General features: G+C 66.3%; 15 protein-coding genes. All 15 read right to left on the bottom strand.

The features are described from left to right. Positions 1 to 16: 16 nt before the first annotated feature. Positions 17 to 2,467, bottom strand: coding sequence for a nitrite reductase large subunit NirB (gene nirB / locus PSEWESI4_RS22595; protein WP_187673489.1), 2,451 nt, complete (start codon positions 2,465 to 2,467; stop codon positions 17 to 19). 433 nt (positions 2,468 to 2,900) lie between these two features. Further along, positions 2,901 to 3,509 carry an ABC-type transport auxiliary lipoprotein family protein gene (locus PSEWESI4_RS22600; RefSeq protein WP_187673490.1) on the bottom strand — a complete coding sequence of 203 codons (609 nt, stop codon included), beginning with the start codon at positions 3,507 to 3,509 and terminating at the stop codon, positions 2,901 to 2,903. Further along, complete coding sequence (locus PSEWESI4_RS22605) at positions 3,506 to 4,444, bottom strand: MlaD family protein (protein WP_187673491.1); 939 nt, start codon at positions 4,442 to 4,444, stop codon at positions 3,506 to 3,508. Before PSEWESI4_RS22605 ends, PSEWESI4_RS22600 begins: the two co-directional genes overlap by 4 nt. After that, positions 4,444 to 5,229, bottom strand: coding sequence for an ABC transporter ATP-binding protein (locus tag PSEWESI4_RS22610; protein ID WP_187673510.1), 786 nt, complete (start codon positions 5,227 to 5,229; stop codon positions 4,444 to 4,446). The genes PSEWESI4_RS22605 and PSEWESI4_RS22610 overlap by 1 nt, the downstream gene beginning before the upstream one ends. Continuing rightward, the gene (locus PSEWESI4_RS22615; protein ID WP_187673492.1) at positions 5,223 to 6,362 is read right to left on the bottom strand and encodes an ABC transporter permease; all 1,140 of its coding nucleotides are present in this window, start codon (positions 6,360 to 6,362) and stop codon (positions 5,223 to 5,225) included. Before PSEWESI4_RS22615 ends, PSEWESI4_RS22610 begins: the two co-directional genes overlap by 7 nt. Before the next feature lie 157 nt (positions 6,363 to 6,519). Further along, on the bottom strand, positions 6,520 to 8,187 hold the full coding sequence (locus PSEWESI4_RS22620; RefSeq protein WP_187673493.1) for a bifunctional protein-serine/threonine kinase/phosphatase: 1,668 nt from the start codon (positions 8,185 to 8,187) through the stop codon (positions 6,520 to 6,522). Positions 8,188 to 8,290: 103 nt separating this feature from the next. Further along, a complete protein-coding gene (locus PSEWESI4_RS22625; protein ID WP_187673494.1) occupies positions 8,291 to 9,502 on the bottom strand; it encodes an MFS transporter in 1,212 nt (403 codons plus the stop codon). A 689-nt stretch (positions 9,503 to 10,191) separates the two neighbouring features. Further along, positions 10,192 to 10,635 carry a thioesterase family protein gene (locus tag PSEWESI4_RS22630; RefSeq protein ID WP_187673495.1) on the bottom strand — a complete coding sequence of 148 codons (444 nt, stop codon included), beginning with the start codon at positions 10,633 to 10,635 and terminating at the stop codon, positions 10,192 to 10,194. Between the two features lie 67 nt (positions 10,636 to 10,702). After that, complete coding sequence (locus PSEWESI4_RS22635) at positions 10,703 to 11,392, bottom strand: polysaccharide lyase family 7 protein (RefSeq protein WP_187673496.1); 690 nt, start codon at positions 11,390 to 11,392, stop codon at positions 10,703 to 10,705. Positions 11,393 to 11,689: 297 nt separating this feature from the next. Then, positions 11,690 to 13,759 (bottom strand): TonB-dependent receptor family protein, encoded by a 2,070-nt coding sequence (locus tag PSEWESI4_RS22640; RefSeq protein WP_187673497.1) that lies wholly within the window; start codon positions 13,757 to 13,759, stop codon positions 11,690 to 11,692. A 265-nt stretch (positions 13,760 to 14,024) separates the two neighbouring features. Next, complete coding sequence (locus tag PSEWESI4_RS22645; RefSeq protein WP_187673498.1) at positions 14,025 to 14,690, bottom strand: hypothetical protein; 666 nt, start codon at positions 14,688 to 14,690, stop codon at positions 14,025 to 14,027. A gap of 496 nt (positions 14,691 to 15,186) precedes the next feature. After that, positions 15,187 to 15,978: an ABC transporter ATP-binding protein gene (locus PSEWESI4_RS22650; RefSeq protein ID WP_187673499.1), complete on the bottom strand. Its 792-nt coding sequence runs from the start codon at positions 15,976 to 15,978 to the stop codon at positions 15,187 to 15,189. A gap of 103 nt (positions 15,979 to 16,081) precedes the next feature. Next, the gene (gene ntrB / locus PSEWESI4_RS22655) at positions 16,082 to 16,933 is read right to left on the bottom strand and encodes a nitrate ABC transporter permease (protein WP_187673500.1); all 852 of its coding nucleotides are present in this window, start codon (positions 16,931 to 16,933) and stop codon (positions 16,082 to 16,084) included. Positions 16,934 to 16,947: 14 nt separating this feature from the next. Further along, positions 16,948 to 18,231 (bottom strand): CmpA/NrtA family ABC transporter substrate-binding protein, encoded by a 1,284-nt coding sequence (locus tag PSEWESI4_RS22660; protein WP_187673501.1) that lies wholly within the window; start codon positions 18,229 to 18,231, stop codon positions 16,948 to 16,950. A 639-nt stretch (positions 18,232 to 18,870) separates the two neighbouring features. Further along, complete coding sequence (alaC, locus tag PSEWESI4_RS22665; protein WP_187673502.1) at positions 18,871 to 20,109, bottom strand: alanine transaminase; 1,239 nt, start codon at positions 20,107 to 20,109, stop codon at positions 18,871 to 18,873. Positions 20,110 to 20,174: the final 65 nt, after the last annotated feature.

Below are 20,174 nucleotides of genomic sequence, written 5' to 3' on the forward strand. Positions count from 1 at the left end.
GGGGGAGAGGGCGCTGTCAGGCGGTTTCCAGTTGCTTGACCGGAATCCGGTCGAATTCCTTCTTCAACTGCGGCGTCTCGATGCGTTCCTTCCACGGGTCCTGCTCGAACGACAGCGCGTAGCTCAGGCGGTCGGCGAGGGCCTTGCGGTTCTCGGCGTCCTCGATCACCGCCTTCTTGATGTGTTCCATGCCGACCCGTTGCAGGTAGTGCACGGTGCGCTCCAGGTAGAAGGCTTCCTCGCGGTACAACTGCAGGAAGGCGGCGTTGTATTCGCGCACTTCCTCGGCGGTCTTGAGCTTGACGAAGAACTCCGCCACCTCGGTCTTGATGCCGCCGTTGCCGCCGATGTACATCTCCCAGCCGGAATCCACGCCGATGATGCCGACGTCCTTGATGCCGGCCTCGGCGCAGTTGCGCGGACAGCCGGAGACCGCCAGCTTGACCTTGTGCGGCGACCACATGTTGAACAGGTCGTGTTCCAGGTCGATGCCGAGCTGGGTGGAGTTCTGCGTGCCGAAGCGGCAGAACTCGCTGCCGACGCAGGTCTTCACGGTGCGGATGGACTTGCCGTAGGCGTGGCCGGAGGGCATGTCGAGCTCTTTCCAGACGTTCGGCAGGTCTTCCTTCTTCACGCCCAGCAGGTCGATGCGCTGGCCACCGGTGACCTTGACCATCGGCACGTTGTACTTCTCGGCGACGTCGGCGATGCGGCGCAGTTCGGACGGGTTGGTGACGCCGCCCCACATGCGCGGCACCACCGAGTAGGTGCCGTCCTTCTGGATGTTGGCGTGGGCGCGTTCGTTGATCAGGCGCGACTGCGGGTCGTCCCGGGCTTCGCCCGGCCAGGTGGAGATCAGGTAGTAGTTCAGCGCCGGGCGGCAGGTGGCGCAGCCGTTGGGCGTGCTCCAGTCCATGAAGCGCATGGCCTCGGCCATGGAGGTCAGGTGGTGTTCGCGGATGGCCTTGCGGACCTGGCCGTGGTTCAGGTCGGAACAGCCGCAGATGGCCTTCTCGCTCTTCGGCTTGACGTCCGCCGCGCCGCCCACGGTGCTGATCAGGATCTGCTCGACCAGCCCGGCGCAGGAGCCGCAGGAGCTGGCGGCCTTGGTGTGCTTCTTCACCTCGTCGACCGAGAACAGGCCGTTTTCCTGGATGGCCTTGACGATGGTGCCCTTGCACACGCCGTTGCAGCCGCAGACCTCGGCGCTGTCCGGCATGCTCGCGGCGCTGTTCTGGCCCTGGTGGCCGACGTCGCCGAGGGCGCTTTCGCCGAACATCAGGTGGTCGCGGATCTCGCTGATGTTGGCCTGCTCGCGCACCTGGCGGAAATACCAGCCGCCGTCGGCGGTGTCGCCGTACAGGCAGGCGCCGACCAGCACGTCGTTCTTGATCACCAGCTTCTTGTAGACGCCGCCGATGGGGTCGGAGAGGGTGATGGTCTCGGTGTCTTCGCCACCCATGAAGTCGCCGGCGGAGAACAGGTCGATGCCGGTGACCTTGAGCTTGGTGGACGTCACCGAGCCCTTGTAGCTGGCGAAGCCGAGGTGGGCCAGGTGGTTGGCGCAGACCTTGGCCTGCTCGAACAACGGCGCCACCAGGCCGTAGGCGATGCCTCGGTGGTTGGCGCATTCGCCGATGGCGTAGATGCGCGGGTCGTAGGTTTGCAGGGTGTCGTTGACCAGGATGCCGCGGTTGCAGGGAATCCCGGCGCTTTCCGCCAGTTCGGTATTGGGGCGGATGCCGGCGGCCATCACCACCAGGTCGGCGGGGATCACGTCGCCGCTCTTGAACTGCACGGCGCAGACGCGGCCGTCGCCGTTGTCCATCAGCTCTTCGGTCTGTTCGTTGAGGCGGAACCTGATGCCGCGCGATTCCAGGGCGCCTTGCAGCAGCTTGCCGGCGGTGCGGTCGAGCTGGCGTTCCAGCAGCCAATCGGAGAGGTGCACCACGGTCACGTCCATGCCGCGCTGCTTGAGGCCGTTGGCCGCTTCCAGGCCGAGCAGGCCGCCGCCGATCACCACGGCGTGGCTGTGGGTCCGGGCGGTCTCCATCATCATCTGGGTGTCGGCGATGTCGCGGTAGCCGATCACGCCGTCCAGCTTGTTGCCCGGCACCGGCAGGATGAACGGGTTGGAGCCGGTGGCGATGAGCAGGCGGTCGTACTCCGCTTCGGTGCCGTCCTGGGCGATGACCTTGCGCGCCTTGCGGTCGATCTTCACCACCTTGCGGCCGAGCAGCAGCTTGATGCCATTGTCCGCATACCAGTTGAGGTCGTTGAGGACGATTTCCTCGAAGGTCTGCTCGCCGGCCAGCACCGGCGATAGCAGGATGCGGTTGTAGTTGGGATGCGGCTCGGCGCCGAACACGGTGATGTCGTAGAGCTCGGGGGAGAGCTTGAGCAGTTCCTCGAGGGTTCGCACCCCGGCCATACCGTTGCCGACCATGACCAACTTGAGCTTTTTCATGCGGGTTATCTCCGGCACAAAAATCACGGAAAACAAAAAAGGCGTCCCGCCGGTTACCCAGCGAGGACGCCTTTGTCCAATCCCGTTCGATCGGGAAGTGCCCCCTCGCCATTGAGGGGGACGCTTTATGTGATTGTCGGGAACGGTATTGCAGGGGGTGTGCCAACTTGCCCGGGGCCCGGTTTTTCCGGGGATTGGCGGGATTTCCTTGCGTGGAGCAGGGGGAAGTGCACCGGTTTAAGGCGGGTTGGCGCCGTTATGGTGCGGGTTGGCGTAGGGTGGGGCGGAGTTCCGCTTTAACCCACCACGAGGGAGTTTGGCCCTTGCTGACTGAATTTTGGTGTGAGGGGGAAAGCCCGCTCCCTCACCCTATCCACAATGCCAAACCGTAGGATGGGTGAGCGAAGCGAAACCCATCACTCCATCCCTGGAATCACCTGACCACCCGAGCCTGCCCGGCGGCCCAGTCGATCATCTCCCTGGCCAACCGCTCGCTGGCCAGGCCGAAGGCTTCCACCACCGCGCCGACCTGCGCGTCCCTGGGCGCCTGGCGTACCTCGAAGCGGCGACTGGCGAGGATGCGTTGCGAGCCGGCGCTGGCCAGGTGTGCGTCGTAGCGGATCACCACTTCGGGGCGGCCGTCGCGGTATTCGGTCTGGAACGCCGACAGGGTGCCCAGGAGGTCGAGATCCACCAGCAGGTGCTGTTCGTCGCTGCTCACGGCAGCGAACCGGCCGTCGGTCTGGAAGAGCGTCACCAGCCGGTCGCGCAGCAGGGCCGGCGCGGTATCGCCCCAGCGCGCGCCCTTGTAGCTGCTGATCTGGCTGCCCTCGGGGGTCACCGCGATGCGGGCGCTGTCGAGGATCATGCTGGCCTGCGGGCGGACGATGCGCAGCGAGCGCTCCACCCGCGCGCCAGCGGCCGGCTGGAGGCTGGCCGGCGGCAGCAGGTAGATCTGCACCGGCTCGGCCTCGGGCAGGATCGAGCAGGCGGTCAGCACGAAGGCGAGGCCCGCCAGCGACAGGTAGCGGACGATGGTCATGGTTCGAACTCCTCGATCTGTTGGCGTCCCTGCAACAGGCTGCCGGGGTTTTCCGAAAGGCGGCGGGTGAGTTGGCGCAGCGAGGCGAGGGTGCCGCGCAGTTCGACGATGGCCGGGCCCAGTTCGCCGAGGCTCTGCAGGCCGCCGCTTAGCGCGTCCTTGTTGTTGCCGATGATCTGCTCGATGTTCCGGCTGCTGCGGTCCAGCGCGGCCATGGTCTGGGCGGCGTTGTCGAGGATGTCGCGACCTTGCTTGTCGACCAGGCTGTTGGCGTTGCGCGCCAGCTCGCCGGTCTGTTGCAGGGTGACGCTGGCGTGCCTGCTGACCTCGGCGAGCTGTTCGAGGGTCCGCTTGATATCGTCGCGTTGCTCGGCGAGCACGCTGGTGGTCTTGTCGAGGTTTTCCAGGGTGTTGCCGATACGCTCGATGTTGCGCCTGGAGAACATCCGGTTGGCGTTGAGGATCAGCCGGTTGACGTTGCTGACCAGATCTTCGCCGTCGGCCAGCAGGCGCGACAGCGGCGAGCGGTCGGCGACTATCACCGCCGGCCTGTCGTTGCGGGTGGCCAGCGGCGGGCTCATCGGCGAGCCGCTGTAGAGCTGGATCACCGAGCCGCCGGTGATGCTGGTCAGGGCCAGGCGGGCGCGGGTGTCTTCCTTGATCGGCGTGTCGCCGCCGACGCGGATGCGCGCGAGCACCTTGCGCGGGTCCTTGGGATCGAGCTTGAGCTGTACCACGTCGCCGACCTTGATGCCGCTGTACTGCACGCCGCTGCCGACCGACAGGCCGGTCACCGCCTCCTCGAACACCACGTCGTAGAGGGCGAATTCCTTGTCCACGCTGGACTTGCCCAGCCACAGGGCGAACAGCAGGGCGGCGCCCACCGTGACCACGGTGAACAGGCCGATCAGGACGTGATGCGCACGGGTCTCCATCAGTGTTTCTCCTGGCTGGCGGCGTACTCCGCCGCGCGGCCACGCGGGCCGTGGAAATATTCGCGAATCCAGTCGTCGTCGGTGGCCTCGACCACCGAGAGCTTGTCGGCGACCAGCACGCGTTTCTGCGAGAGGACCGCGACCCGGTCGCAGATGCTGTACAGCGTGTCGAGGTCGTGGGTGACCAGGAACACGCTGAGGCCCAGCGCGTCGCGCAGGGTGAGGATCAACTGGTCGAAGGCCGCCGCGCCGATCGGGTCGAGGCCGGCGGTGGGTTCGTCGAGGAAGAGGATTTCCGGGTCCATGGCCAGTGCGCGGGCCAGCGCGGCGCGCTTGACCATGCCGCCGGACAGCGAGTCCGGGTACTTGTCGCCGGCGTTGGCCGGCAGCCCGGCCAGGGCGACCTTGACCCGCGCCAGGCGCTCGGCCGAGGGGCGGTCCAGGCCGGCGTGCTCGATCAGCGGCAGGGCGATGTTCTCGATCACCGTCAGCGAGGAGAACAGGGCGCCGCGCTGGAACAGCACGCCGAAGCGCCGCTCCACCTGCGAACGGCGTTCGGGCGGCAGTTCCAGCAGGTTTTCGCCGAACACCTTGACGCTGCCGGCCGCCGGCCGCAGCAGGCCGACGATGCTGCGCAGCAGCACCGACTTGCCGGTACCCGAGCCGCCGACCACGCCGAGGATCTCGCGGCGGCGGATGTCCAGGTCGAGATTGTCGTGCACCACCTGCGGGCCGAAGCGGTTGACCAGCCCGCGCACTTCCACCAATACGTCGTCCGTCACCAGCCCATCTCCATGAAGAACAATGCCGCCATGGCGTCCAGCAGGATCACCACGAAGATCGATTGCACCACGCTGGACGTGGTGTGGTCGCCCACCGACTTGGCGCTGCCGCTGGCCTTGAAGCCTTCGAGGCAGCCGATGACGGCGATCAGGAAGGCGAAGAACGGCGCCTTGGCCAGGCCGATGTAGAGGTGCCGCACGGGAATGTCCGATTGCAGGATCGACAGGAACATCGCCGGCGACACGTCCAGCATCAGGGTACTGACCATGCCGCCGCCGACGATGCCGCAGAGCATGGCGATGAAGGTGAGGATCGGCAGGCTGATCAGCATCGCCAGCATGCGCGGCAGCACCAGCAGCTCCATCGGGTCGAGGCCGAGGGTGCGGATGGCGTCGATCTCCTCGTTGGCTTTCATCGAGCCGATCTGCGCGGTGAAGGCGCTGGCCGTGCGCCCGGCCATGAGGATGGCGGTGAGCAGCACGCCGAATTCGCGGAGGAAGGAGAAGGCCACCAGGTGCACGGTGTAGATGGTGGCGCCGAACTCGGCGAGCACCGTGGCGCCGAGGAAGGCCACCACCGCGCCGACCATGAAGGTCAGCAGGGCGATGATCGGGATGGCGTTGAAGCCGGTCTGCTCGATATGCGCCACCAGCGAGGTGATCCGCCAGCGGCGTGGCCACAACAGGCTGCGCAGCAGGCATTCGAGGGTCAGGCCGATGAAGCCGAGCAGGGCCATCACTTGCTTCGCGAAATCGGACACCGCGCAGCCGATGTGTGCGAGCACTTCGACCAGCGCCGGCCCACTGGGCTCGCCGGGCGTGCTCGGGCAGGTGTTCAGCGCCTGGCCCACGGTGCGCAGCAGCGCCAGGCGCTCGACCGGCAGGCCGGGTGTGTTGCTCGCTACTTCGAGCAGGCGCTCTTCGCCGAGCCAGCGGCCGAGCAGCGCCGCGCCGGCGGTGTCCAGTTGCCCCAGTTCGGCGAGATCCACTTGCGCGCCGCCGCTGGACGCGCTCTCCGGCGTGCGCTGGATCTGCGACTTGAGCTGCGCATAGTGCGCCAGTGTCCAGTCGCCGCGCACACGCAGGCGTGGTGGAGTCTGGGTGGTTTCCAGTTCGAGGGTGCCCGGTTGTGGCATGGTCGTCCTGACTTCCTTCGGATCTTGAAGGCTATGTATAGCCGGTCAGGGCCCCCGGAGTCATGTCTCAAGGCAATGTTTAGTAGGGTGGGCTTCAGCCCACCGAAAAAGACCGCGTGGCCGGTGGTGGGTTGAAGCCCACCCTACGGGGACGGGATCAGGCGAGCAGCCAGATCAGCAGGGCCGCGTTGATCAGCAGCGAGACCAGCGCCACGCCGCGCCAGACCTTCAGCGGCTCGCGCTCCAGCAAGGGCCGGGGGCGTGTGTCGAGTGCCCGGCGTTCGCCCTGTTCGAGGATTAGCAGCCATTCCTCGGCGGTTTCGAAGCGCTGGGCCGGGTCGGCGGCCACGGCGCGGCTCAGGCATTCGTCGAGCCAGGCCGGCAGGTCGGGGCGGTAGCGGCTGGCTGGGGTCGGCTGGCCGAAGCGCGGGTGTTGGAAGGCTTCGATCTCGCCGTGGGGATAGTGGCCGGTGAGCAGGTGATAGAGCGTCACGCCAGCCGCGTAGAGGTCCTGCTGGGGAGTCGGCGGCGCGCCGCCGAAGGCTTCCGGGGCGATGTAGCTGGGCGTGCCCGGCAGGCTGTGGTCCTCGTCGCGGGACAGGCCGGGGCAGTAGGCGAGGCCGAAGTCCAGCACGCGCAGCTCGCCGTCGTCGCCCCACAGCAGGTTCTCCGGCTTGATGTCGCGGTGCAGGATATTGCGCCGGTGCAGCATGCCCAGTGCCTTGAGCAGGCGCGGGGCGATCTCCAGCCACTCCGGCAGGCCCAGCGGGCCGTTCAGGCGCAGGTGCTCGGCGAGGGTCTGGCCGGGGTATTCGCGCTGGACGTAGTAGAGGTGCTGGCGCTGCGGCAGCGGGTGGAGCTCCGGGAAGTGACGCCCGGCCACCCGGCGCAGGAACCATTCCTCGAGCAGCAGTGCCGGCCCTGCTTGCGGATCGTCCGCGCGGCTGGCCGGCAGGGCCTTCAGCAGCCAGCGCCGCGCCTGGCCGTCGCGCACCCGGTAGACCAGCGACTGGCGGGTTTCGCCGAGCAGGCGCTCGACTTGCCAGCCCTCGAAGTCCTGGCCTTCGCGCAGCTTTGGCGGCAGCGGCCAGTGGTCGAGCTGGGCCAGGGTGTCGCTCAGGGCGCTTTCCGGCAGCTCGCCGACCTCCACCAGCAGGGCGCTGGCGTTGTCCTGGCTGCCGGCCAGGTGGGCGGCGCTGACCAGCGCCTGGCAGATCGCCTCGGGCTCGTCGGCGTCCTGGAGAATCCGGCGGATACCGTGGTCGCCGAGGGTCGCCCAGACACCGTCGCTGACCAGCAGGAAGCGCTCGCCGGTGCGCAGTTCGCCGTCGAGGTAATCCACCACCAGGTGCTGGTCGAGGCCCAGTGCGCGCTTGAGCACGTGCTGCATGCCGGGTTGGTCCCAGACGTGGTCCTCGCTGAGGCGTTGCAGTTCGCCGGCGTGCCAGCGATAGGCGCGACAGTCGCCGACGTGCGCCAGGGTGAAGCGCCGCCCGCGCAGGACCAGCGCGGTGAGCGTGGTGAGCAGCGGCTGGCCGCCGCCGTTGGCGCGCAGCCAGCGGTTGTGGGCGATCAGCAGGCGTTCGAGGGACTGCGCCACCGCCCAGGTTTCCGGGGTGGCGTAGTAGTCGAGCGCCAGGGCCTGCAAGGTCGCCCGCGCGGCCAGCCCGCCATCGGCGCACTGGCTGACGCCGTCGGCGAGGGCGAACAGATAGCCCTTGCTGGCCGCCAGCGCTGGCGCCGGAGTGACCACGCGCAGGGCGTCCTGGTTTTCCTCGCGTGGTCCGGTGGCGCTGGCGTCGCCGAAGTGCAGTTGCAGGGACATGGGGTGGTCCGTTCAACAAAGGCCGATAAGAGCGCTGGAGGCTGGAAGGCTGGGCGAAAAAGCGTCGGGTGCGCCGTGCGCACGGCGCACCCTACAACTTCTCTCAAACCCGCGCGACCGTGACCGCCGCGCTGCCCCAGGTGGTGCGCCAGCGCCGCTTCACGCCGTACAGGCCGAACCAGGCCAGCACGCCGAGGCTGGCGAACAGCCACAGGCCGAGCTGGTAGTCGCCGGTGTGCTGCTTGATGGCGCCGAGTCCGGCGGTCAGGCAGAAGCCGCCGATGCCGCCAGCCATGCCGATCAGCCCGGTCATCACGCCGATCTCCCGGCGGAAGCGCTGGGGCACCAGTTGGAACACCGCGCCATTGCCAGCGCCCAGGCTGAGCATGGCGACCACGAACAGCGCCAGCGCGGCGGTCGAGCTAGGCAGGTTGAAGCCCACCGCGGCGATGCAGATGGCCGCTACCGTGTACATCACCAGCAGCGAACGGATGCCGCCGATGCGGTCGGCCAGCGCGCCGCCCAGCGGGCGCATCAGGCTGCCGGCGAACACGCAGGCGGCGGTGTAGTAGCCGGCCTTCACCGGGTCGAAGGCGTACTGGTCGTGGAAGTAGCCGGGCAGGGTGCTGGCCAGGCCGAGGAAGCCGCCGAAGGTCACGCTGTAGAAGAACATGAACCACCAGCTATCGCGGTCGCCGAGGGCCTTGAGGTAATCGGCCAGCGGCTTGGGTGCGGGGCGCTCGGGAGCGTTGCGCGCGACGCTGGCGAAGATGACCAGGGTCAGCACCAGTGGGATCAGCGCCAGGCCGAACACGTTGTTCCAGCCGAACAGCGCGGCCAGGCCGGGCGCGAACAGGGCGGCCAGCACGGTGCCGGAGTTGCCGGCGCCGGCGATGCCCATGGCCTTGCCCTGGTGCTGCGGCGGATACCACTGGGAAGCCAGCGGCAGGGCGACGGCGAAGGAGGCGCCGGCGACGCCGAGGAACAGGCCGAGCAGCAGCGCCTGCTCGTAGCTGCGGATGCCCATCAGCCAGGCGCCCAGCAGCGCCACAATGACGATCACCTGGCCGATCAGGCCGGCGGTCTTCGGCGAGGTACGGTCGGCCAGCAGGCCCATCAGGAAACGCAGCACGGCGCCGGCAAGGATCGGCGTGGCGACCATCATCGCCCGTTGCTGGGTGCTCAGGCCGAGGTCGGCGGCGATCTGCACGCCCAGCGGGCCGAGCACGTACCAGATCATGAAGCTCAGGTCGAAATAGAGAAAGGCGGCGAACAGAGTGGGTTTGTGCCCGGCCTTCCAGAAACTTGCATTCATCTGACACCTCGTCCGTTTGTAGGGCCCGGCACTTGCGCGGCGCCATGATCGTGGGCATGGCTCCGCGCAAGCGCCGGGAGGGCGTCGTGCTCGTGGCACGGCGCCTGTGGCCGGAGCCACAGCGGGTTGAAAGAGCTACAAGCGGAGCGCCGGATCGCGGCCGCTCCACCGACCCCGATCGCTGGGGCCGAAACGAAAAGACGTCGCTACACCTGATCGCCGGAGGGGCGAGGGTGGGGCGACGTCTTTGTCGTGCGTGGAGGCAACCGCCATTGGCTACCCGTGACAGTGGATTAGCAAGACCTGAGCCAGGTCCGCGAGGCCCGGTTTTCGGCGGTCGCAGGTGGGGTGGAGACGGGGCGTGATGCATAAGGGCGCATGAGGGGCTCCCGTGTGCATCGAATTGGGGCGTTGTTTTTCCCGTGTTCATTGGGTCCCCGCGTTCGCGGGTATGACGGGGGAGGAGACACCGCGCGTTCCGCTGGCTCCGTCATTCCCCACGTACGCGGGAATCCTCTCTCGTAGGGTGGAAAACCGCGAAGCGTTTTCCACCATCACCGGTGGATGTAAAGAGCGACATCCGCCCCATGTGTGTCTATTGGGTCCCGCGTGCGCGGGGAAGACGGGGGGAGACACCGTGCGTTCCGCCGACTCCGTCATTCCCACGCACGCGGGAATCCAGTCAACCGTCAATCGAGCCAGTTGACCTGGGGGAACTTCGCGCTGAACGATTCCGGCATCCGCACCACCTTCGACTGCCGGTAGTCGAAGAACACGAAACCGGACTTGGCCATGGCCACCAGGGTTCCGTCGGCCGGGCGGCTGATGCGGAAGATGATGTCGCCGCCGTACTTGTTGAAGTCCATTACCCCGACCTCGAACAGCAACTGGTCGCGGGCGTGGGCCTCGGCTCGGTAGGTGGTGGCCAGGTCGGTGACGATGATGCCGGTGCCGCTTTCCTCGGTCTCGCGGATGCCGAACTCGAACAGGAAGCGCGCGCGGGCCTCGGAAATCATCGAGATCATCGAGTCGTTGCCCAGGTGGTTGGCCGCGTTGATGTCGGTGACCCGAACGGTCAGGTGGGTGCTGTAGCAGAACTGCTGTTCGGGGAATTCGAGCGTGAGGCGGGCCATGGTCGATCTCTGAGGCGTGGGAAAGGCGGCGATTCTACCCTCGCTGCCGCCTTTCCGCGTTCCCGGCTCATTTGTGCACGGCGTTGAGCCAGTAGAAGGTCACCCGGCCGCCCTCGTTGTCCGGTCCGTCGTTGTCCTGCACGTAGGCGCCGGCCTTGAAGTACAGCAACTGCTTGCTCCAGTAGGCGCTGATCGGCTGGTAGTGCGAGCCCTTGTCGCCGCTGCTGCTGCTCACGCTGATGCCGAGCTTGCCGGTGGGCGTCAGGCGCAGGTCGTAGCCGAAGCGCTCGCCGAGCTGGATGTTCTCGGCGATCAGGATGTTCTGCACTTCCTTGTCGCCGGGTCGCTTGCGCAGCAGCGCCTCGATCCGGCCGACGCCGTTGCGGTAGTGGTACTGCAGCTTTAGCAGCGGGTCGTTCTGGCTGCCGGGCTGGTTCTTGCTGTGGATCTGGCCGATGACGATCTTGTTCTTGCTCGGCACCTGGTTCACCGTCAGCACCGCGCTCAGGTAGTTGTCCGCCTGGGTGTAGGGCCAGTAGCTGAGGCTGCCGTCGGCCTGGGTCTCGCGCAGTTCGCTGCGTGGGTAGCTGGCGTTCTCGGTATGGCTGCCGGTGACCGGCACCCAGAAGGTCACGCTGCCGTCGGAGTGCTTGCGGAAGTATTGGCTCTGGTAGTTGTTGTTGAGGCGGGCGGTATTGATTTCGGTGGCGGAGGTCTGGCTGGGAATGGTGAGCATCCAGGTGCTGAGGTCGATCACTGCGACTACCTTTCGGGCGTGAGATATCCGCTGTTCGGTAGGTGGTGTGGCGGTAAGTTCAACGCCGGTGACGAACGGGTACTGGCCGGATAATGGCTGCCCCTCGGCTTCGGTAAGGTGCGCACGGCGCACCCTACGGGTATGTGGCACATCGATCAGGGAAGCACCGTGCTCACCGGCTACTCGGATCGACTCCCTCTCCCCTCGGGAGAGGGCTGGGGTGAGGGGCGGACTATGGAACGGGTACGCGCTTCGAGATGATCATCGCTCGGTGCGGGCGGCACACCCCGCGAAAGGTCAAAAGTGATAGGCGATGTCCGCTCCGGCGTACCAGTTGCGCCCCGGCGCGGGCTCGTAGTAGCGGCCGTTGCCGTCGGCGACGATCACCGAGCCGATGTAGTCGCGGTCGAACAGGTTATCGATGCGCAGGGTCTGGCCGAAGGTCCAGTTGCCCAGGTTCTGTTCCAGGCGCGTACGCCAGTTGAACACCGCGTAGCCGGGCGCGGCCCTGGCCTGGTTGCTGTCCTCGACGTAGACCTTGCTGCGGTACAGCCCTTCGATGGCGCTGGCGATGCCGTCGCGCGGGCGCCAGGCCAGTTCGCCGTACAGCGCGGTGCCGGGCACGCCGGGCAGGTGGTTGCCTTTTTCCACGGCCCTCCCGTTGCTGACGAAATCGTCGTCATAGGTGGCGTCCAGCCGGGTATAGGCGAGGCTGGTGCTCCAGTGTTCGTTCCACTGGCTGTCGATACCCAGCTCGAAGCCCTGGCGCAGGGTGCGCGCGGCGTTCTGGTAGGTGGTGCGGCCGCCCTGGGCGGAGGCGACCACCAGTTCGTCGTCGGTGCGGATCTGGAACAGCGCCGCGTTCAGCCGCGTGCCTTCGCCCAGTCGCGCCTTGAGGCCGATCTCGTACTGGGTGCTGGTCGACGGATCGAGGCCGAGGTTGAAGCCGCCGGTGCCGGGCGAGTAGGCCAGCTCGGTCATGGTCGGCGTCTCGAAGCCCTTGCCAGCGCTGACGTAGCCGTGCAGTTCGGGCGTGAAGGCGTACATCACGCCGATGGCCGGGGTGTTCTTGCGGTAGGCGCGGCTGCCGCTGTCGTCGCCGTTGGCGAGGAAATGGTCGTCCACTTCCGCCTCGACGCGGTTGTGGCGCAGGCCGGCCTGCAAGGTCCAGTCGCCGAGGCGCCAGTTGGCCTGGATGTAGGGGTCGAGGCTGGTGACGGTGTCGATCTCGTCGCGGCGCAGGCGGCCCTTCACGCCCAGTTGCGAGCCGACGAAGTTCTCGTAGCCCTGGCGGTCGTCCTCGCTGACGTCGTAGTCGAGACCGATCACCCATTCGAACTCGCCCGGCAGCGCGTCGACCGGTTGCAGCCAGCGCAGGCTGCCGCCGTGTAACTCGCGGTCGAAGTCGATCACCCCGCCGGAATGGCCGGGAGCCGCCTGCGGCGCCGATGGGATCGACTGGTACTGCACCACCCGGCGCGTGCCGGCATACAGGGTGGCTTGCAGGCGCGCATCGCCGATATGGCGCTCGTAGTTGAGGCCGAGCTGGCGGTGGTCGATGCTCTTGCGCGTGTCGAACTGCAGGGCGACCGGCGCCACCGAACGCGGATCGGCGCGATAGGCGTCCCAGGAGAGGCCCAGCGGATCGTCGCTCTGCTGGTTGAGGTCGCTGTAGATCAGCGCCAGGCGGCTGTCGTCGTCGGGCTCGAGGCTGAGCTTGGCGAAGTTCTGTTCGCGGCGGGCGGCGCTGTGATCGCGATAGCCATCGGTGTCCAGCCGCGAGCTGTCGACGATGAAGCCGACCCTGCCCGTCCCACCCTCGGCGCTCAGGCGTTCCTTGCGCAGCCCATCGCTGCCGAAGGCGGTTCCGGCGGACAGCTTCGGCGGGCCTTCACCGTCGCGGGAGAACAACTGGATCACGCCGCCCGCGTTGCTGCCGTACAGCGTGGCCATCGGCCCGCGCAGCACCTCGATGCGTTCGGCGGTGTCGAGGTCGAAGGTGGCCGCCTGGCCCTGGCCGTCCGGTGTGCTGGCGGGAATGCCATCGGCGATCAGCTTGATCCCGCGCACCCCGAAGGTCGCCCGGGAGCCGAAGCCGCGCGAGGAAATCTGCAGGTCCTGGGCGTAGTTCTGGCGGTTCTGCACCACCAGTCCGGGTACCCGTTGCAGCACTTCCGAGGCATTGATGCCCGGCTGTCCCTCGCTGATCTGGCGGCGGTCGAGGCTGTCCACCGAGAACGGCAGGTCGAAGCCGGCGGCTTCGCTGCGCGAGCCGCTGACCACGGTGGGCTCCAGCAGCAGACCGGTATCGGCCGCGGCCAGTGGCACGCAGAGTAGGGCGGGAAGCAGGGACAGGCGTCTTGGCATGGCTCGGTTCGAGGCTGCTCGGGAATGGAGCTGCCATTCGATACCGAAAGGAAGAGCAAAGGAAATGAGTCTTTGGAACTAAGTGTTTCCTGCGTTCGCAGCGAATGCTTCGCGAGACGGGGCGGAAGAGTGTGTTATCGAATAACCGGCCGATCATGTATTGGCGGTCATATCTACCTCGCCAACATTTTTCTTATTGTAGGGTTTGTTCTTGAACAAAGTTACAGGCGTCGAACTTCCCTGTTCGATTTTTCAGATAATCAACTCAGCGATGCTTGAACGCCAGGATGCCTGCGTAGGACATGGCCGGTTCGGGTTTCGCCTTGCTTCTGGAGGTTTTCCAGTCGACCAGCAGGACCATCATGGTGAAGCCGGCCGCGATCAACAGCGGATAGGCGATGAGAAGTTCGTGGAGGCTGTATTTCCAGGCCAGCGGGCGGCCGATGCCGAGCAGGGCGGCATACAACCAGGAAACGCCGGAGACGGTACCCGCGAATATGGCCAGGGTACGGGCGTTGGGCGCCATCTTGAGAATGCAGCCGGCCTTTTCCATGGCGGGCATGACGAACTGGTGGAGTGCGAAGCCATTGATGGTGAGCAGCGTGACGATCAGTATCTTGGCTTGCAGTTTGGGGTTCAGGAAGTACTCCATGCCTTTGATCGAGACATCCAGCCCGATGATCATGAGGCCGGTGATCCACAGCGCGGCCAGGGCGATGAGGACGGTATCCTTGAGTTTCGCGAGGTGATCGCTGTCCTGGGTGGAAGAGCCACCACCGATCAACTTCTTGATCATCGAGAAGTCGCTGACGATGACCATGCCGATAGCGACACAGCAAGCGATCAAGTGGGCATAGACGATTCCCATGCGTACCAGGTCCATGGTTACTCCCTGGGTGAACAGGGAAGTAAAGAGTTGATTAATATCCATGGGGATACCTCTTTTTCAAACGGCTGATTATCAGGCCGATGCTGTTGCATCGATTATTGGAGTAGTACTCCCGTACCCGTTCAGAAGTTATTGGAACGGCTGTTCTAACAGCGACTTGTAATTGAGCGCTTCGCGTTTTCCGGACAAAAGAGAACCGCTGCACATGACTCGTGCACTTTGCGGTTCTTCTTCCTGGGGTAAACGGATGCTCGCGGACCCATTGCCAGTCGCAATGTGTCCAGGCAGGAATTCTGAGTCCGGAAAAACGGATTTGTTCAGACTTTGGTCTGATGTCGAGGTGCTGGCCCGACGAGCGGCAAATTTCGTGCCAGAGTGACTAAAGTACCAAGAAGGAGCAATGCTGCCAGTTAGACAGGTGGGTTTCCGGAAACCTGTCCATATGGTCAGAAGAGGGCGTCAAGAACATGGCTCTCGCTCGCCCGCGTCATGCCTGGCGGCCGGAATCCTGGCGGGCCGCGATGGCCCGCCGTCCAATTCAGGCTGCCGGGCGCCGCTGGCGCTGGTAGAGGAATTCCAGCACGGCGGTGCGGTACTCGTGGTAGCGGGCGTCGTTGGCCAGGGCCAGGCGGTCGCGCGGACGCGGCAGCTCGACCTCGAGGATCTCGCCCACGGTGGCCGCCGGGCCGTTGGTCATCATCACGATGCGGTCGGAGAGCAGCACCGCCTCGTCCACGTCGTGGGTGACCATCACCACCGTGCTGTGGGTCTCGCCGACGATGCGCAGCAGCTCGTCCTGCAGGTGGGCGCGGGTGAGGGCGTCCAGGGCGCCGAAGGGCTCGTCCATCAGCAGCACCTTGGGTTGCATGGCCAGGGCGCGGGCGATGCCGACGCGCTGCTTCATGCCGCCGGAGATCTCGTTGGGGTGCTTGTGCATCGCGTGGCCGAGGCCGACCATGTTCAGCGCCGCCTCGCTGCGGGCCTTGAGCTGGGCCTTGTTCTCCTTGCCGCCGAAGACCTTTTCCACCGCCAGGTGGACGTTGCCGTAGCAGGTCATCCAGGGCAGCAGGCTGTGGTTCTGGAATACCACGGCGCGCTCCGGGCCGGGACCGTCGATCTCCCGGCCATTGCAGATCAGGCCGCCCTCGTTGGGCTCCAGCAGCCCGGCGATCAGGTTGAGCACGGTGGACTTGCCGCAGCCGGAGTGGCCGATCAGCGAGACGAACTCGCCACGGGCGATGCTCAGGTTGACGTCGGCCAGGGCCTGGAAGCGGCCTTTCTTGGTGTCGAAATGCTTGCTGACGCGGGTCAGCTCCACGAATTTGTCCATCGGGATTCTCCTGTCTCGATATGCCGTAGGGTGGGCTCCAGCCCACCAATACGAGGTCAAGCCCGGCTCGGTGGGCCGAAGCGGAACGCCGGCCGGCCGGGGTTCAACTGGCGTAGTCGAAGCGCCGGGCGAGCAGTAGCAGGACCTGTTCCAGGGCCAGGCCGACCAGGCCGACGATGATGATGGCGATGAGGATGTGTTCGACGTTGAGGTTGTTCCACTCGTCCCACACCCAGAAGCCCAGGCCGATGCCGCCGGTGAGCATTTCCGCGGCGACGATTACCAGCCAGGCGACGCCGATGGCCAGGCGGATGCCGGTCATCAGGTGCGGCAGCACGGCCGGGAAGAGGATGCGGGTGAGCACCTTCCACTCGCTGAGCCGGAGCACCCGGGCGACGTTGAGATAGTCCTGCGGCACGCTGGCTACGCCGGCGGCGGTGTTGAGGATGATCGGCCAGATCGAGCTGATGAAGATCACCCAGATCGACGCCGGCCCGGCCGCCTCGAACACCAGCAGGCCGATTGGCAGCCAGGCCAGCGGCGACACCGGGCGCAGCACGCTGATCACCGGCGACAACATGCCGGCGAGGAAGGCGAAGCGGCCGATGGCGAAGCCCAGGGGGATGCCGATCAGCGCGGCGAGGCCGAAACCGATGCCGACGCGGCCCAGGGAGTTGAGGATGTTCCAGCCGATGCCCATGTCGTTCGGGCCGTTGTCGTAGAACGGATCGGCGAACAGCACCAGGGCGGCCTGCCAGGTGCTCAGCGGGCCGGGCAGGCCCTCGCTGCGGCTGGCGATCAGCGCCCACAGGCCGATGAAGGCGAGGATGCCGAGCAGCGGCGGGATCGCGGCCCTGGCGGCGGCTGCCAGCGTTTCGCCGCCGGGCAGGCGTTCGCGCAGGGGCTTGCGGGGCGTCGCGTCGTGCAGCAACGGGGTTTTCACGGGAGCGTTCATGGCGGACCTCCGGGTCAGGCTTTGATCGCAAAGGATTGGGCGTAGGCGGCCGGGTCCTTGCCGTCCCAGACCTTGCCGTCGATCAGCGTGCTGCTGCGCAGCGAGCTGGCCGGCACCGGCAGGTTCAGCGCGCTGGCGGCTTCGCTGTAGAGCTGGGTCTGGTTGACTGCGGCGGCCACGGCGGCGTAGTCCGGGTCCTCCTTGATCAGCCCCCAGCGCTTGAACTGGGTGAGGAACCAGATGCCGTCGGAGTGGTAGGGGAAGTTCACACTGCCGTCCTTGCAGAAGGCCATGGCGTGGTCGTCCTGCCAGCTATTGCCGAGGCCGTCTTCGTACTGGCTGAGGAAGCGCGGTTCGATGACCTTGACCGGTGCGTTGACGTAGGCCTTGCCGGAAATCAGCTTGGCGGTGCTCTTGCGGTTCTCCTCGCTGGCCTCGATGAAGCGGCTGGCGTCGAGGATGGCCATGATCAGGGCGCGGGCGCTGTTGGGGTACTGTTCGACGAAGGCGCGGGTGGTGCCCAGGACCTTCTCCGGGTGGTCGGGCCAGATCTGCTGGGTGGTCACCGCGGTGAAGCCGATCTTGTCGAAGATCGCCCGCGCGCCCCAGGGTTCGCCGACGCAGAAGCCGTCCATGTTGCCGACGCGCATGTTGGCGACCATCTGCGGCGGTGGCACGACGATGGTCTTCACATCGCTCATGGGGTTGATGCCCAGGCTGCCGAGCCAGTAGTAGAGCCACATGGCGTGGGTGCCGGTGGGGAAGGTCTGCGCGAAGGTCAGCGGGTTGCCGCCCTGTTTCACCCGCTCGGCCAGTTGCGCCCCGTTGGTCACGCCAGCTTCGCGCAGTTGCCTGGAGAGGGTGATGGCCTGGCCGTTCTGGTTCAGGCCCATGAGCAGGGCCATGTCCTTCTGCGGGCCGGCGAGGCCGAGCTGGGCGCCGTACATCATGCCGTAGAGCACGTGGGAGGCATCCAGCTCGCCGGTGTTGAGCTTGTCGCGCACGCCGGCCCAGGAGGCTTCCTTGCTCGGGGTGATGGTCAGGCCGTATTTCTCGCCGAAACCCTGGGTGGCGGCGACCACCACCGAGGCGCAGTCGGTCAGCGGGATGAAGCCGACCTTCAGCGCGGCTTTCTCCGGGGCGTCGGAACCGGCGGCCCAGGCCGCGCTGCGCAGGAAGCCCGGCGCGGAAAGGCCGAGCGCCGTCACGCCTCCGACGGCGCCGGCCACGGCGATGGATTGCTTGAGGAAGTTGCGGCGGCTGCTGTTTACCGTTTCGTTGGAATCACGATCACTCATGGAGTTGTCCTTTTCATGGGCGAAAAACAAAAACGGCGTACGCCAGGGCCACTCCCGGAGGATGAGTGGCCCTGACGGACGCCGTTGTCCGTGATCCGCGGCCCGCCGCCGTTGGCGTGCTACGCAGGAATCTGTGGGTGGAATTGCAAGGGGCTTGCCAGGTTGGCCGCGATGTCGGTTGTGGCGATCTTCACGGGATGGGCGCGCGGCGGGTGGGATGCCTTCGGCCTTGTGAATCATGGGGTTGGGGCGCGTGGGCTGACGGACCGGTCAGCTCGGTGGCGGCGGGGGCATTGAACCATCCCTGTGCGTTGCGCGGCGGGATGGGGGCGCGATTGCTTCAGTCTGGGGCGATGGCGTCCCGTAGGGTGGGCCGGGCGGCGTTCCGCTTCAGCCCACCACATGGGCCTCAAGTTCGCTTGGTGGGCTGAAGCCCACCCTACGCGCTGGAGTCTGTCCTGTGGGGTTGGTGTTTACTGAGAGTCCGGTCCTCACTCCAGCCCTCTCCCAGGGGGAGAGGGAGCTGTTCGGAGTGGACTTCACGCACTGCGCCACCCTATGCCCCGGGTTAGCTCCCTCTCCCTTCGGGAGAGGGCTGGGGTGAGGGAGCGTGCCTGACCCCAACCCCGAGCCACAACCCTACACCTTGGTAGCCGCTTTCCTGGCCTTGGCGCCCGACAGCAATCCATCGGCACGGAACATCGCCTTGATGCCGCGCACCGCTTGGCGGATGCGGTCCTGGTTCTCGATCAGGGCGAAGCGCACGTGGTCGTCGCCGTAGTCGCCGAAGCCGATGCCCGGCGAGACGCAGACCTTCGCCTCGGCCAGCAGCTTCTTGGCGAACTCCAGCGAGCCGAGGTGGGCGTAGGGCTCGGGAATCTTCGCCCAGACATACATAGAGGCCTTGGGATTCTCGACCATCCAGCCGGCTTCGTGCAGGCCCTTGACCAGCACGTTGCGGCGCTGGCGGTACTGCTCGGCGATGTCGCGCACGCATTGCTGGCCGCCTTCCAGCGCGGCGATGGCGGCTACCTGCAACGGGGTGAAGGTGCCGTAGTCGTGGTAGCTCTTGATCCGCGCCAGGGCACTGACCAGTTCCGGGTTGCCGACCATGAAGCCGATCCGCCAGCCGGCCATGTTGTAGCTCTTCGACAGGGTGAAGAACTCCACGGCGATGTCCTTGGCGCCCGGCACCTGCATGATCGACGGTGCGGTCCAGCCATCGTAGACGATGTCGGCATAGGCCAGGTCGTGCACCACCAGCACGTCGTACTGCTTGGCCAGCGCCACCACGCGCTCGAAGAAGTCCAGCTCCACGCACTGGGCGGTGGGGTTGGAGGGGAAGCCGAGGATCATCATCTTCGGCTTGGGAATGCTCTCGCGGATGGCCCGTTCCAGCTCGGCGAAGAAGTCGACGCCCGGCACCAGCGGTACCGAGCGCACCTGGGCGCCGGCGATCACCGCGCCGTAGATGTGGATCGGGTAGCTGGGGTTGGGGACCAGCACGGTGTCGCCATGGTCGAGGGTGGCCAGCATCAGGTGCGCCAGGCCTTCCTTGGAGCCGATGGTGACGATGGCTTCGCTTTCCGGGTCGATTTCCACGGCGTAGCGGTCGCGGTACCAGTGCGAGATGGCCCGGCGCAGACGCGGGATGCCGCGCGAGGTGGAGTAGCCGTGGGTGTCGCCGCGCTGCGCGGTGGTGCAGAGCTTTTCGACGATGTGCGGCGGGGTGGCGCCGTCCGGGTTGCCCATGCTGAAGTCGATGATGTCCTCGCCACGGCGGCGGGCGGCCATCTTCAGTTCGGCGGTGATGTTGAAGACGTAGGGGGGAAGGCGATCGATACGCGCGAAGCGGCGCGCTGAACGTTGTTCAGCCATGTTTTCCTCTGATACGTAAGCGCCCGGAACCGTCCGAGCGACGTTGGCCAGAACCTTGGCCAGGA

Source organism: Zestomonas carbonaria, from assembly GCF_904061905.1.
Classification (GTDB): domain Bacteria; phylum Pseudomonadota; class Gammaproteobacteria; order Pseudomonadales; family Pseudomonadaceae; genus Aquipseudomonas; species Aquipseudomonas carbonaria.